Origin of the sequence: Blastococcus sp. KM273129 (genome assembly GCF_021698995.1) — a bacterium.
GTDB lineage: Bacteria > Actinomycetota > Actinomycetes > Mycobacteriales > Geodermatophilaceae > Blastococcus.
Map to the genome: position 1 here is coordinate 56,697 of NZ_SSXB01000017.1, position 12,271 is coordinate 68,967.

At 76.2% G+C, this 12,271-nt stretch carries 17 protein-coding genes; 3 read left to right on the plus strand and 14 right to left on the minus strand.

Annotation, left to right across the window (positions count from 1 at the left end):
• Positions 1-21: 21 nt before the first annotated feature.
• From E9565_RS07525 to E9565_RS07575, 11 genes are all read right to left on the minus strand, one after another.
• A complete protein-coding gene (locus E9565_RS07525) occupies positions 22-213 on the minus strand; it encodes a hypothetical protein (protein ID WP_236824576.1) in 192 nt (63 codons plus the stop codon).
• A gap of 149 nt (positions 214-362) precedes the next feature.
• Positions 363-632: an acylphosphatase gene (locus E9565_RS07530; protein WP_236824577.1), complete on the minus strand. Its 270-nt coding sequence runs from the start codon at positions 630-632 to the stop codon at positions 363-365.
• Complete coding sequence (mutM, locus tag E9565_RS07535) at positions 629-1,504, minus strand: bifunctional DNA-formamidopyrimidine glycosylase/DNA-(apurinic or apyrimidinic site) lyase (RefSeq protein ID WP_236824578.1); 876 nt, start codon at positions 1,502-1,504, stop codon at positions 629-631. Before mutM ends, E9565_RS07530 begins: the two co-directional genes overlap by 4 nt.
• A 4-nt stretch (positions 1,505-1,508) precedes the next feature.
• Positions 1,509-2,288: a ribonuclease III gene (gene rnc, locus E9565_RS07540; RefSeq protein ID WP_236824579.1), complete on the minus strand. Its 780-nt coding sequence runs from the start codon at positions 2,286-2,288 to the stop codon at positions 1,509-1,511.
• A 14-nt stretch (positions 2,289-2,302) separates the two neighbouring features.
• The gene (gene rpmF / locus E9565_RS07545; protein ID WP_014377519.1) at positions 2,303-2,482 is read right to left on the minus strand and encodes a 50S ribosomal protein L32; all 180 of its coding nucleotides are present in this window, start codon (positions 2,480-2,482) and stop codon (positions 2,303-2,305) included.
• Between the two features lies 1 nt (position 2,483).
• Positions 2,484-3,110 (minus strand): DUF177 domain-containing protein, encoded by a 627-nt coding sequence (locus E9565_RS07550; RefSeq protein ID WP_236824580.1) that lies wholly within the window; start codon positions 3,108-3,110, stop codon positions 2,484-2,486.
• 113 nt (positions 3,111-3,223) lie between these two features.
• Positions 3,224-3,904: a hypothetical protein gene (locus tag E9565_RS07555; protein WP_236824581.1), complete on the minus strand. Its 681-nt coding sequence runs from the start codon at positions 3,902-3,904 to the stop codon at positions 3,224-3,226.
• Entirely contained in the window at positions 3,901-4,386 is a 486-nt protein-coding gene (gene coaD, locus E9565_RS07560) for a pantetheine-phosphate adenylyltransferase (RefSeq protein ID WP_236824582.1), read from the minus strand. Before coaD ends, E9565_RS07555 begins: the two co-directional genes overlap by 4 nt.
• Complete coding sequence (gene rsmD, locus E9565_RS07565; RefSeq protein WP_236824583.1) at positions 4,383-4,937, minus strand: 16S rRNA (guanine(966)-N(2))-methyltransferase RsmD; 555 nt, start codon at positions 4,935-4,937, stop codon at positions 4,383-4,385. The genes coaD and rsmD overlap by 4 nt, the downstream gene beginning before the upstream one ends.
• Complete coding sequence (gene recG, locus E9565_RS07570; RefSeq protein ID WP_236824584.1) at positions 4,934-7,120, minus strand: ATP-dependent DNA helicase RecG; 2,187 nt, start codon at positions 7,118-7,120, stop codon at positions 4,934-4,936. Before recG ends, rsmD begins: the two co-directional genes overlap by 4 nt.
• 1 nt (position 7,121) lies before the next feature.
• Positions 7,122-8,720, minus strand: a complete 1,599-nt coding sequence (locus tag E9565_RS07575; protein ID WP_236824585.1) for a DAK2 domain-containing protein — start codon at positions 8,718-8,720, stop codon at positions 7,122-7,124.
• Between the two features lie 172 nt (positions 8,721-8,892).
• Here E9565_RS07575 and rpmB point away from each other — a divergent pair, with 172 nt between their 5' ends.
• Complete coding sequence (gene rpmB / locus E9565_RS07580) at positions 8,893-9,084, plus strand: 50S ribosomal protein L28 (RefSeq protein ID WP_104523111.1); 192 nt, start codon at positions 8,893-8,895, stop codon at positions 9,082-9,084.
• Between the two features lie 117 nt (positions 9,085-9,201).
• On the opposite strand, the gene E9565_RS07585 is transcribed toward rpmB, so the two are convergent.
• The 3 genes from E9565_RS07585 to E9565_RS07595 are packed head-to-tail and all read right to left on the minus strand — an operon-like array spanning position 9,202 to position 11,364.
• Positions 9,202-9,828: an AAA family ATPase gene (locus E9565_RS07585; protein WP_236824586.1), complete on the minus strand. Its 627-nt coding sequence runs from the start codon at positions 9,826-9,828 to the stop codon at positions 9,202-9,204.
• Positions 9,816-10,340, minus strand: a complete 525-nt coding sequence (locus E9565_RS07590) for a GNAT family N-acetyltransferase (protein ID WP_236824587.1) — start codon at positions 10,338-10,340, stop codon at positions 9,816-9,818. The genes E9565_RS07585 and E9565_RS07590 overlap by 13 nt, the downstream gene beginning before the upstream one ends.
• Positions 10,324-11,364 carry a thiamine-phosphate kinase gene (locus E9565_RS07595; protein ID WP_236824588.1) on the minus strand — a complete coding sequence of 347 codons (1,041 nt, stop codon included), beginning with the start codon at positions 11,362-11,364 and terminating at the stop codon, positions 10,324-10,326. The genes E9565_RS07590 and E9565_RS07595 overlap by 17 nt, the downstream gene beginning before the upstream one ends.
• 92 nt (positions 11,365-11,456) lie before the next feature.
• On the opposite strand from E9565_RS07595, the gene E9565_RS07600 reads away from it, so the two are divergent.
• Together E9565_RS07600 and E9565_RS07605 are read left to right on the plus strand one after the other, a co-directional pair.
• Positions 11,457-11,690 carry an Lrp/AsnC ligand binding domain-containing protein gene (locus E9565_RS07600; RefSeq protein WP_236824589.1) on the plus strand — a complete coding sequence of 78 codons (234 nt, stop codon included), beginning with the start codon at positions 11,457-11,459 and terminating at the stop codon, positions 11,688-11,690.
• An 11-nt stretch (positions 11,691-11,701) separates the two neighbouring features.
• Positions 11,702-12,265, plus strand: a complete 564-nt coding sequence (locus E9565_RS07605; protein ID WP_236824590.1) for a DUF3515 domain-containing protein — start codon at positions 11,702-11,704, stop codon at positions 12,263-12,265.
• Positions 12,266-12,271 lie beyond the last annotated feature (6 nt).

Sequence of the window (12,271 nt, forward strand, 5' to 3'; positions counted from 1 at the left end):
TCGAGGCCCCGGGGTCCCGCCTCAGGCGAGCGCGGGCTCGGCGGTGTCGCCCGCCAGGGAGAGCAGCTCGTGGGCGATGGCGGCGTCGCGCTGGGCGCGCAGCTCGGCGAGCTCCTGCTCGAGCCGCTGCACCCGGGCCCGCAGGGCGGCGTTCTCCTCGGCTACCCGGAGTTCCACGGGGGTGACGACCGAACCGAACAGGGCCTTGGCCATGGCTGTGACGGCCTTTCGAGAGCGAGAGGGTGTGCCCGGCGCCCCGGTGCGCGGTCGGCGCGGGCTGGATGTTCCCAGGGTGACAGCCCCCGACACGCAGGTCAACGGCGCCGGGGTGAGGCTCCCGTGTCGGGGGGATGTCGTCTTCGTCACGCCGTGGTGAAGCCCTCCAGCCCCTGCGGGGGTGCGGAGCGGACGTCGACGCCGGTCACCCGGCCCGGGGCGTCCGGGCCGTCGAGCGCGGCGACGAGTTCGCGCACCGCCGCCTCGGGCCCCTCGGCGACCACCTCGACCCGCCCGTCGGGGAGGTTGCGCGCGACCCCGGAGAGCCCGGCCCGCTGCGCGAGCCCGCGCACGAAGTACCGGTACCCGACGCCCTGGACGCGGCCGGAGACCAGCACCTCCACGCGGACGGTCACGCGCGCCGCGCTCTCGGCCGGGGCTGGCAGGTGGGGCAGCTGTAGCTGGAGCGGTTCATGAACGACTCGCGGCGGATCGGCGTGCCGCAGCGGGGGCACGGCCGGTCCTCCTGCCCGTAGACCGCGAGGAAGCGGGAGAAGTACCCGCTCTGCCCGTTGACGTCGACGTAGAGGGAGTCGAAGGAGGTGCCGCCCTGCGCGAGCGCCTCCCCCAGGACGTCGCGGACGCCGTCGAGCAGGTCGGCCACCTGCGCCCGGGTGAGCCGGTCGGTGGGGCGGGAGCCGTGCAGGCGGGCCCGCCACAGCGCCTCGTCGGCGTAGATGTTGCCCACCCCGCCGATGAGCGTCTGGTCCAGCAGCGCCCGCTTGACCTCGGTGCGGCGGCGGCGCAGCGCCGCGGTGAACGCGTCGACGTCGAACGACTCGTCCAGCGGGTCGATCGCGATGTGCGCCAGCCGCCCCGGCACGTCGTCGCCGTCCGCCTCCTCCACCGCCAGGCCGCCGAACGTGCGCTGGTCGACGAAGCGCAGCTCCCGGCCGCGGTCGGTGAAGGTGAACCGGGCGCGCAGGTGGGTCTCGTCGGGGGCCGACGGCTTCTCGACGAGCAGCTGGCCGCTCATCCCCAGGTGCCCGACCAGCGCGCGCCCCGACGGCGACCCGTCGGGCTCGGCCAGCGGCAGCCACAGGTACTTGCCGCGGCGGTGCGCGGCGGTGAGCGTGCGGCCGGTGAGCGCCTCCACGAAGTGGTCGGCGCCCTCCAGGTGGCGGCGCACCGCCCGCGGGTGGTGCACCTCGACGGCGGCGACGGTGCGCCCGGCCACCCACTGCTCCAGCCCCCGGCGCACCACCTCGACCTCGGGCAGCTCGGGCACGGGTCTACTCCTCCGACAGCGCGCGCCAGGCGGCCTCGGCGGCCTCCTGCTCGGCGGCCTTCTTGGTGCGCCCCGTGCCGGTGCCGCGGACGGTGCCGGCGAGCAGCACGTCGGCGCGGAACGTCTTGGCGTGGTCGGGCCCCTCGTCGTCCACCTGGTAGACCGGTGCACCGAGCCCCTGCGCCGCGCCGAGCTCCTGCAGGCTGGTCTTCCAGTCCAGGCCGGCGCCGCGCGTGGCCGCCTCGGCCAGCAGCGGGTCGAACAGCCGGTGCACGATCGCCGCGGCGGTGTCCAGCCCGCAGCCCAGGTGCAGCGCACCGATGAGGGCCTCGAGCGCGTCGGCGAGGATCGAGTCCTTCTCGCGGCCGCCGGTGGTCTCCTCGCCGCGGCCCAGCAGCAGGTGCGGGCCCAGCCCGTCCTCCCCGAGGCGCCGGGCGACGCCGGCCAGCGAGGTCATGTTCACCACGGAGGCACGCAGCTTGGCCAGCTGGCCCTCGGGGAGGTCCGGCTGGCTGCGGTAGAGCTCGTCGGTGACGACCAGACCGAGCACGGAGTCGCCGAGGAACTCCAGGCGCTCGTTGGTCGGCAGGCCACCGTTCTCGTAGGCGAACGACCGGTGGGTCAGCGCCAGCGGCAGCAGCCCGCCCGGCAGCGCGACACCGAGGGCGTCGAACAGCCAGGTGGCGGCCCGCTCGGCGTGCTCCGGCCCGCCCGGGGGCGCCGCCGGGACGCGGCCGTCCGCGGCATCCCGGTCAGGATGCGGAGCGGCGGCCGTCGTCCCCATGGCGGTGCGGCAGGTCAGACCGAGAGGACCTGGCGGCCGTCGTACTGCCCGCAGGTCGGGCACGCCTGGTGCGGCGGCTTGAGCTCGCCGCAGGCGCGGTTCGGGCACGGCGACAGGGTCGGCGCGGTGGCCTTCCACTGCGACCGGCGCATGCGGGTGTTGGCCCGCGACATCTTCCGCTTCGGAACGGCCACGTCAGTTCTCCTCTGGGGTGGTGGATTCGCCGGGGGTGCCCGGCGAGGAAGCGAATCGCTCCGCGAGGGCCGCCCAGCGGGGGTCGGTCACCTCGTGGGTGTGGTCCTCGGGCAGGTCGTCGATCCGCTGACCGCAGCCGACGCACAGGCCGCCGCAGTCCTCGGTGCACACCGGCGAGAGCGGGAGGCTCAGCACGATGGTGTCCCGCGCCAGCGGCTCGAGGTCGAGGAAGTCACCCTCGACCCGGCGCACCTCGTCCTCCTCGCTGGTGGCCTCGGTGGTGCTGCCCGCGTAGGCGTACAGCTCCTGGACGTCGAGCGCCAGCGTGTCCTCGAGCGGCTCGAGGCAGCGGGCGCAGGAGCCGACGACCGGCACCTCCAGGTCGCCGGAGACCAGCACGCCCTCCATGACCGACTCCAGCCGGAGCCGCAGGTGGACCTCGGCGCCGCCGGGGACCCGGATGAGCTCCAGGCCCCAGCCCTCGGGCGCCGGCGCCGTCCGGTCGAGCTCGTGCAGGCTGCCCGGGCGCCGGCCCAGCTCCCGGAGGTCGACCTTCCAGGGGTTGGTCGAGGGGCGCCGGTCCTCGGGGGACGCAGCGCCGGGGTGGTTCCGGGGAGCAGCAGGCATGTCGGTACTCGCGGTCGGGTGCGGGAGGGGTGGTCAGCCGGGCGGGACGCCGACGGCCGGACCGGTGGTCGAGACTACCCGATCCTCTCCGGGGCCCCACCGTGCGGAAGGTCTCAGCCGTCCCGCAGGTTGCTGCGGGCCTTGTCCACCGAGCGCAGCATGCGCTCCAGTGCCGCCCCGAACTCGGCCAGCCGGGTGTCCACGTACTCGTCGACCTCGGCCCGCATCTGCGCGGCCTCGGCGTGGGACTGCTCGCCGAGCTCGTCGGCCCGGGTGACGGCGGTGCGGTAGACCTCGGTCTCGGTGATCAGCCGCTCGTGCTCGGCCTGGCCGTCGGCGACGAGCGCGGCCCGGTGCTGCTGCCCCTCGGCGACCAGCGCCTGGGCCTCGGCCTCGGCGTCGACCAGGATCTGCTCGGCGTCGGCCCGGGCCTGGGCCAGCAGCTCGTCGCGCTGCCGCCGGGCCGTGCCGATGATCTCGTCGCGCTGCCGCCGGGCCTGGACGAGCAGCTGCTCGCTCTCCGCCCTGGTGCGGCCGGTGAGCCGCTCGGCCTCGGCCTGGGCCTGCTGCAGGATCTCGGTGCGCTGCTCGACGATCGCGCCGGCGGCCTGCACGTCCTCGGGCAGCGACTCGCGCAGGTCGTCGAGCAGGTCGAGCACGTGGTCCCGGGGCACCATGCAGGAGCTCGACATCGGCACGCTGCGGGCGTTCTCGATGACCGTGGTCAGCTCGTCGACGGTCTCGTAGAGGCGGTAGACGACCTCGGTGGTGTGGCCGCGCCCGGGCCGGGTCACGACCGCCCCTCGCGGGCCCGTTCGCGCAGCCGGTCGTCGACGACCTTGGGCACCAGCCGCGAGACGTCGCCGCCGAAGCCGGCGATCTGCTTGACCAGGCTGGAGGAGAGGTGACCGACCTGCGGGGCGGTGGGCACGAAGAGCGTCTCGATGGCGGCCAGCTCGCGGTTCATCTGCGCCATCTGCAGCTCGTACTCGAAGTCGCTGACCGCGCGCAGGCCCTTGACGATGACCGGGATGTCCTGGCTGCGGCAGTAGTCGACGAGCAGGCCCTGGAAGCTGTCGACGCGCACGTTGGGCAGGTCGGCGACGGCCTCCCGGATCAGCTCCATGCGCTCCGCGACGGAGAACAGCCCCGCCTTGCCCGGGTTCACCAGCACGGCGACGACCAGCTCGTCGTACAGCCCGGCGGCCCGGTTGATGACGTCGACGTGCCCGTTGGTCACCGGGTCGAAGGAACCTGGGCAGACGGCACGTCTCACGGACGCCGACCGTACCGGAGCACGGCCTCGCCGTAGCGCCGCTCGCGCAGACCTTCCAGGGGTGTCGGCCAGGCCCACGTGCGCTCCCGGCTGGGCCGCTCGACCACGACGACGCCGCCGGGGGCCAGCCACTCCCCCGCGACCAGCGCCCCGAGCACCTCGTGGACCTCCTCCGCGGGCGTCTCGTACGGCGGGTCGGCGAGGACGACGTCGAACGCCTGCGGCGCGGGCCCGGCGGCGACCGCGGGCACGGAGCCGGCCACGACCCGCCCGCCGGGCAGCCCGACGGCCGCCAGGTTGGCCCGCAGGACCGGCAGCACCCTCGGGCCGGACTCGACGAAGACAGCGGTGGCCGCGCCGCGGGAGAGCGCCTCCAGCCCGAGCGCGCCGGACCCGGCGTAGAGGTCCAGCACCGCGGCCCCCTCGAGGTCGACGAGCGAGCCCAGCGAGTTGAACAGCGCCCCGCGGGCCTTGTCCCCGGTCGGCCGGACGCCGGTGGAGGGGACCTGCAGCCGACGGCCGCCCGCGAGCCCCGCGATGATCCGCGTCACGCCTTCTCCAGCCACTCGGCGCGCTCGTCGCTGGCCAGGGCCGCGACCTCGGCGGCGAGCCCCGGGTGGTCGGCCAGACCGCGCTCGGTGGCCAGCAACGCCGTCGCCTCCGCCCGCGCCTCGGCGATCAGCTCCTCGTCCTCCAGCAGCGACAGCAGCTTGATGCCCGAGCGCCGGCCGGACTGCGCGGCGCCGAGGACGTCGCCCTCCCGCCGGGTCTCCAGGTCCAGGCGGGCCAGCTCGAAGCCGTCGGAGGTGGCGGCGACCGCGGCCAGCCGCTGCCCGGTCGGCGAGGAGGTCGGGGCCTCGCTCACCAGCAGGCACAGCCCGGCGTGCTTGCCGCGGGCGACGCGTCCGCGCAGCTGGTGCAGCTGGCTCACGCCGAACCGGTCGGCGTCCATGACCACCATGACGGTGGCGTTGGGCACGTCGACCCCGACCTCGACCACCGTGGTGGCCACCAGCACGTCGGTCGCGCCGTCGGCGAAGGCGCGCATCACGCCGTCCTTCTCCTCGGGGGTCATCCGCCCGTGCAGGACGTCCAGGCGCAGGCCGGCCAGCGGGCCGGCGCGCAGCGCCTCGGCGACGTCGAGGACGGCGAGCGGGGGCCGCCGGTCGCTGCGGCCCTCGTCCTCCGGCGGCGCGCCGTCGGCGTCCTCCGGCTCGTCCCCGGGCACGTCGCCGATGCGGGGGCAGACGACGTAGGCCTGCCGGCCGGCGGCGACCTCCTCGCGGAGCCGCTCCCAGGCGCGGTCCAGCCAGCCGGGCTTCTCCACGACCGGCACCACCGAGCTGGCCACACCCCCGCGCCCGCTGGGCAGCTGCCGGAGCGTGGAGACCTCGAGGTCGCCGTAGACGGTCATCGCGACCGTCCGCGGGATCGGCGTCGCGGTCATCACCAGCACGTGCGGGGGGCGGCTGCCCTTGGCGCGGAGCGCGTCCCGCTGCTCCACGCCGAACCGGTGCTGCTCGTCGACGACGACCAGCCCGAGGTCGGCGAAGTCGACACCCTCCTGCAGCAGCGCGTGGGTGCCGACGACGATGCCGGCCCGCCCCTCGGCCACCTCGGCCCGGGCCTGGCGGCGGGGCGCGGCCTTGAGCGAGCCGGTGAGCAGGGTGACCCGGGTGCCGGCCGGGTCGCCGTCGAGCTCCCCGGCGCGGCCGAGCGGGCCGAGCAGGGCGCGGATGCCGCGGGCGTGCTGGGCGGCGAGCACCTCCGTGGGCGCGAGCAGGGCGGCCTGGCCGCCGGCGTCCACCACCTGCGCCATCGCACGCAGCGCGACGACCGTCTTGCCCGAGCCGACCTCGCCCTGCAGGAGGCGGTGCATCGGCTGGTCGCGGTCCAGCTCGGCGGCGAGCTCCTCCCCCACCGCACGCTGGCCGTCGGTGAGCGCGAACGGCAGCGCGGCGTCCACGGCGTCGAGCAGCCCCCCCGGCTTCCGCGGGCGCGCGGTGCCGGGCTCCAGGGCGGCGGCCCGGCGGCGGGCGGCGAGGGTGAGCTGCAGGGTGAGCGCCTCGTCCCACTTCAGCCGGTGCTCGGCGCGCTCGACGTCCTGGGCGGTGGTGGGGCGGTGGATGTCCAGGAGCGCCGCCGGCAGCGACAGCAGGCCGTGCCGGGTGCGGATCTCCTCCGGCAGCGGGTCGGTGACCAGGTCGGCCAGGTTGCCCGCACCGCCCAGCAGCAGCTTCACCGACTTCTGGATCACCCAGCTGGAGACGTCCTTGCTCGCCGGGTAGATCGGCACCAGCTCGCGGGCCCAGTCGTCGTCATCGTCGTCGCCGCTGAGCAGGTGCATGTCGGGGTGGGTGAACTGCAGCTTGCCCTGGTAGGTGCCGACGGTGCCGGCGAACATGCCCCACACCCCGGGCGCCAGGCGCGCGTGCCGGTGGCTGAAGAAGACCAGCTTCATGGTGCTGGCGCCGTCGCCGACGGTGACCTCGGTGAGGGTGCCCCGGCGCTGGCGCATGGGCCGGGTGCTCACGTTCCTCACCTGGGCGAGCACCGTCACCCGGTCGCCGGGCTGCAGGTCGTCGAGCCGGGCCATCTCGCCGCGCCGGGCGTAGCGGCGGGGGTAGTGGCGCAGCAGGTGGCGCACCGTGTGCAGGCCGAGCGACTCGGCCATGCCGGTGGCGGTCTTGGGCCCCAGCACCTTCGCCAGCGGGGTCTCCAGCGTCACCGCCATGTCACTCGACCCCGATCTGCAGCGGCAGCGACCCGGGGCCGCCGCCGTAGCGCACCACCTCCACGGTGGGGTGCGCCGACGACAGGTGCGCGCACACCGCGTCGCCGAGCGCCTCGTCGGGGCCGACGACGAGCGTGGCCATCTCCCCGCCCGCGGACAGCAACCGGTCGAGCAGGTCGCAGGCGACGGCGGCGTGCTCCGCGCCGATCACGACGACGTCGCCCTCGGCGGAGCCCAGCACGTCGCCGGGCCGGCAGAGACCGGCGCTGGTCAGCGCCTCCTGGTCCGCGACGGCGAGCTCGGCCCACCGGGTGGCGGCAGCGGCCTCGGCCATGGCGATCACGTCGTCGCCGAAGCGGCGCTGCGGATCGCCGACGGCGAGGGCCGCCAGCCCCTGCACCGGCGAGCGGGTGGGCACCACCCCGATCTCCCGGCCGGCCTCGCGCGCCCGCTCCGCCGCCCGGGAGGCGACGGCGTGCAGGCCGGCGTCGTTCGGGAGGACGACGACCTCCTGGGCGCCGGCGGCGACGATCTCCTCGTACAGGTCGTCCTCGGTGATGCCGCCGGGCTCGCAGACGACGACGCGGGCGCCCTCGGCGCGGAACAGCTCGGCCAGGCCCTCGCTGTGCACCGCCGCGACGACCGCGCGGACCCCCGGGGCCGGCGCCGCCGGGGGCACGGGCGCCAGCGGGGTGACCGTGATGCGGTGCGGGCGGCCGGCCTCGATGCCCGCCTCGATGGCGGCGCCGACGTCGGCGACGTGCACGTGGACGTTCCACTCGCGGCCGGTGGGCGTGTCCACCCCGACGACGACGAGGCTGTCGCCGAGCGCGGCCAGCCGCTCGTGCAGGCGGGCGACAGAGGCCTCGTCGGCGTCGGCGAGCAGGTACTGCACCTCGCTGCCCGGCCCCGGCGGCGGCTGGTGCGGGGCGTGCACGTGGTCGTGCGGGGCGTGCGCGCGGCGGGCCAGTGCAGGGCGCACCGGCTGCACACCGGTGACCGTGCGGACGAGGGCGTCCAGGACCAGGGAGAGCCCGGCGCCCCCGGCGTCGACCACCCCGGCCTCGCGCAGCGCGGCGAGCTGGTCGGGGGTGCCCTCCAGGGCCCGGTGGGCGCCGTCGGCCGCGGCCCCGACGACGTCGGCCAGCGCCGTGCGTCCCTCGTCGACGGCGGCGACGGCGGCCTCCCCCGCGGCCCGGGCGACGGTGAGGAAGGTGCCCTCCTCGGGGTCGGCGACAGCGGTGTAGGCGCCCTCGGCGGCCTTGCGCATCGCGGCGGCCAGCACCGGCCCGTCGGCCGGGGGCTGGCCGGCGAGCTGGTCGGCCAGCCCGCGGAGCAGCTGGGCCAGGATCGTGCCGGAGTTGCCGCGCGCCGACAGGACCGCGCCGCGCGCCACGACCGCCCAGGTGGGCTCGCCCGGCGGCGCCTGGTCCAGCGCCGCCAGGGCGCCCTCGGCGGTGAGCAGCAGGTTGGTGCCCGTGTCACCGTCGGGGACCGGGAAGACGTTGAGGTCGTCGAGCCGCGCCCGGAAGTCGGACAGCGCCTCGACCGCGGCCCGGCACCACTGTCCGACCGCGGCGTCGTCCAGCGCCGTCAGCACGGGAGCAGGCTACCCACGGGCACCGACACCACCGGGCTGCGCGAGCCGCGGACCGCGGTCCGGAGGGCGCTGCGGCACCGCACCCGCGGAGCGGTTAGACTGCTGGACGGTCTTGATGCGGGTGCTGCCTTGCCCCGCCGTCTGCGAACGAATCTTCTGGGAGTGATCAACCGTGGCTGCCAACTGCGATGTGTGTGGCAAGGGCCCCGGTTTCGGTATGTCGGTGTCGCACTCGCACCGCCGCACGCCGCGCCGTTGGAACCCGAACATCCAGTCCGTGCGGGCGCTGATCGCCCCCGGCAACCGTCGCCGGATCAACGCGTGCACCTCGTGCATCCGCGCCGGCAAGGTCGTCCGCGCCTGAAAGAGGACCCCGTCCCTCTCACCGCTCGCGAGCTCGCGGTGAGCCTCTGGACGGGGCCGTTCCATCTCGTCACGAGAGCCCCGGAGGTCACCGACCTCCGGGGCTCCTCGCGTGCGGTCAGCGCCCGATGCCCCGCCCGCGCGCGGCGGTCACCACGAGGTCGACGACGGTCTCCACCGGGAACGCCGTCGCGTCCACGACCAGGTGGTAGAGGCGGGGGTCGGCCGGGTCGCGGCGGTAGAAGTGCCGCACGTAGGCCTCGCGCGCCCGGTCGTTGGCCGCCAGCTCCCGCGCCACCTCCTCGCGCGGGCGCCACGACCGGGCCACCGCCGCGGCCAGCCGCCGCTCCCGCGGCCCGTCCAGCCGGACGTGCAGCGCGTCGGCGCGGTCGGCCAGCACGACCATCGCGGCCCGGCCGAGAACCACGCCGCCGTCACCGGTCGCGATCTCGGCGAGGACCCGCTCGGTCTGCTCCCGGTAGGCCCGGGTGTCGGGCAGCGGCGCCCCCGGCACCACCCCGCCCACCGGGTCGGGCATGGTGCCCAGCGACGCCACCAGCCGCCACAGCCCGCGCACCACCGTCTCGTCGTTGGCCTCGGCCTCCTCGACCGGCACGCCGAGCCGCCCGGCCACCTGGGCGGGGATCGCCCGGTCGTGGAAGGGCAGCCCCAGCCGCTGGGCGACCGCCGGCGCCACCTCGGCCCCCGCGGCGCCGTAGGGGGCCGAGATCGTCACGACGCCCACGTCGGCTCCTCCTCGAGCACCGGCAGCTCCTTGCCGAGGAACACGGCCTCCGGCGAGCACGCGTACACCCCGTAGCCCGGCACGGGCGCGTAGCCCAGCTCCCGGTACAGCGCGACCGCCTCGGGCTGCCGCTGCCCGGTGTTGAGCACCACGGAACGGTGCCCGGCACGGGCGGCCGAGGCCTCCAGCTCCGCCATCAGCACCTGCGCCAGCCCTCGCCGGCGGAACCCCGGCGCCACGTAGACCCGCTTGATCTCCGCGCCCCCCGGCGGGTACGCCCGCCACGCGCCGCAGCCGGCCGGCTCCCCCGCCACCTCGGCGACCAGGAACAGCCCGGCCGGCGGCCGGAACTCCGCCGGGTCGACGACGGCCTCGTCGCGGCCGCCGTAGCGCACCACGTACTCCTGCTGCACCTGCTCGACGAGCAGCTGCGCCAGGGGGTCCTCGTAGGGCAGCGCCCTGAGCCGGACCACCGCGCCGTCCCGCAGCACCTGCTCAGCCGAAGTGCACATGCCCCGCCCTCTCCGCTCCCACGGCCGCCAGCGCGTCCGCGGCGTCCACGCCGTCGACCCGCACCGCGGGCCCCCGCTTCCCCGGCCGGACCAGCCCGACCGGCGTCCAGCCCTCGGGCAGCCGGACCTTGCGCGGGAAGGTCGCCAGCAGCGCGTGGTCCTCCCCGCCGGTGAGCACCCACGCCATCGGGTCCACCCCGAGCGCGGAGCCCACCTGCTGCAGCGGGCCGACCGGCTCCAGGCACGCCTGCGCCAGCGCCGCCCGGTCCAGGTCGAGCACGACGCCGCTGGCCTCCGCGATGTGCCCGGCGTCGGCGAGCAGCCCGTCGCTCACGTCGCACATCGCGGTGGCGCCCGCGTCGGCCGCCACCTGCCCCGCCGCGTACGGCGGCGTCGGGCGCCGGTGCGCCGACACCACGGCCAGCGGGCTGCTGAACCCGCGACGCAGCACCGCCAGCCCGGCCGCCGACCACCCCAGCCGCCCCGCCAGCGCGACGACGTCGCCGGGCCGTGCGCCCGACCGCAGGACGGGCGCCCGGCCGGCCAGGTCGCCCAGGGCGGTGACCGACAGGACGACGGCGGTGCTGCCGGGGGCGGCGGCCACGGTGTCCCCGCCCACCACGGCGGCCCCCTGGGGTGCGCACTCGTCGGCCAGGCCGGTGGCGACCCCCTCCAGCCAGCTGGTGGGCGTGTCCGGCGGGCAGGCCAGCCCCACCACGAGCGCCGTCGTGCGGGCGCCCATCGCCGCGACGTCGGCCAGGTTCGCCGCGGCCGCCTTGTGCCCGATGTCCTCGGCCGAGGACCAGTCCCGCCGGAAGTGCCGCCCCTCCACGAGCACGTCGGTGGTGGCGACGACCCGCCGGTCGGGGGTGCGCACCACGGCGGCGTCGTCGCCGGGGCCGACGTCGGCGGCCGCCGCGGTGCCCGACCGGGCCAGCACGCGGGCGATGACGCCGAACTCCCCGACGACCCGCACGCTGTCGGCCGGATCGCCGCGTGGGACCAGGGGGCGGGGTCGGCTCATCGATGCTCTCCAGTCGCTGCGGTAGGTTGCCGACGAGTCCGCCAGCCGGCGGGGACGACGTCTCGGCACTGTTGCCGGAGGAAGGATCTCCCGTGGTCCACGCCTACATCCTCATCCAGACCGAAGTCGGCAAGGCCGCCCAGGTCGCCAAGACGATCAGCGAGATCAGCGGTGTCACCAAGGCCGAGGACGTCACCGGCCCGTACGACGTGATCGTGCGCGCCGAGGCCGACACCGTCGACGAGCTCGGCCGCCTCGTGGTCGCCCGGGTGCAGTCGGTCGACGGGATCACCCGGACGCTGACCTGCCCGGTCGTCAACATCTGAGCGCTCGCCCCGTGGACCCGCTGCGCCGGGCCGCGATCCTGATCACCGCGGTCACCCTCCCGGTGGTGATCGCGCTGGTCGTGCTGGTCAACCTGCGCGGCGGGGAGGAGCCCGCCCCGGAGGCCGAGGGGCCGGCCGCCGTCGACGGGATCACCCCGGTCCGCCCCGAGGACCTGCCGACGCTCGACCTGGACAGCCCCGAGCTCGGCCCCGAGGCCGAGCAGGCCTGCACCGCGCTGATGGGCAACCTGCCGCTGGAGCTGGCCGGGGAGCCCTCCCGCCGGGTGCGCTCCGAGCGCGCCAACGTCTACGCCTGGGGGGAGCCGCCGGTCGTGCTCACCTGCGGCGTGGAGCGGCCGGCCGGCTGGACCGTCGAGGCGTCGGCCATCCAGATCAACGGCGTGCAGTGGCACGTCGACACCAGTGATCCCGACGCGACGGTGTGGACGGCGGTCGACCGCCCGGTCTACGTCGAGGTGCGGCTGCCCGCCGGCGTCGACAGCGCCCCGGTGACGGCGCTGACCGTGCCGCTGGCCGAGGCCCTCCCCTACCAGGAGCCGGCCCCCGGCCCCTGAGCGCCC

Coding starts and splice junctions, on each gene's coding strand:
- E9565_RS07525 (WP_236824576.1), bottom strand. CDS start 213: ATGGCCAAGGCCCTGTTCGGTTCGGTCGTCACCCCCGTGGAACTCCGG.
- rnc (WP_236824579.1), bottom strand. CDS start 2,288: ATGGGGACGACGGCCGCCGCTCCGCATCCTGACCGGGATGCCGCGGAC.
- E9565_RS07550 (WP_236824580.1), bottom strand. CDS start 3,110: ATGCCTGCTGCTCCCCGGAACCACCCCGGCGCTGCGTCCCCCGAGGAC.
- recG (WP_236824584.1), bottom strand. CDS start 7,120: ATGGCGGTGACGCTGGAGACCCCGCTGGCGAAGGTGCTGGGGCCCAAG.
- E9565_RS07590 (WP_236824587.1), bottom strand. CDS start 10,340: ATGTGCACTTCGGCTGAGCAGGTGCTGCGGGACGGCGCGGTGGTCCGG.
- E9565_RS07595 (WP_236824588.1), bottom strand. CDS start 11,364: ATGAGCCGACCCCGCCCCCTGGTCCCACGCGGCGATCCGGCCGACAGC.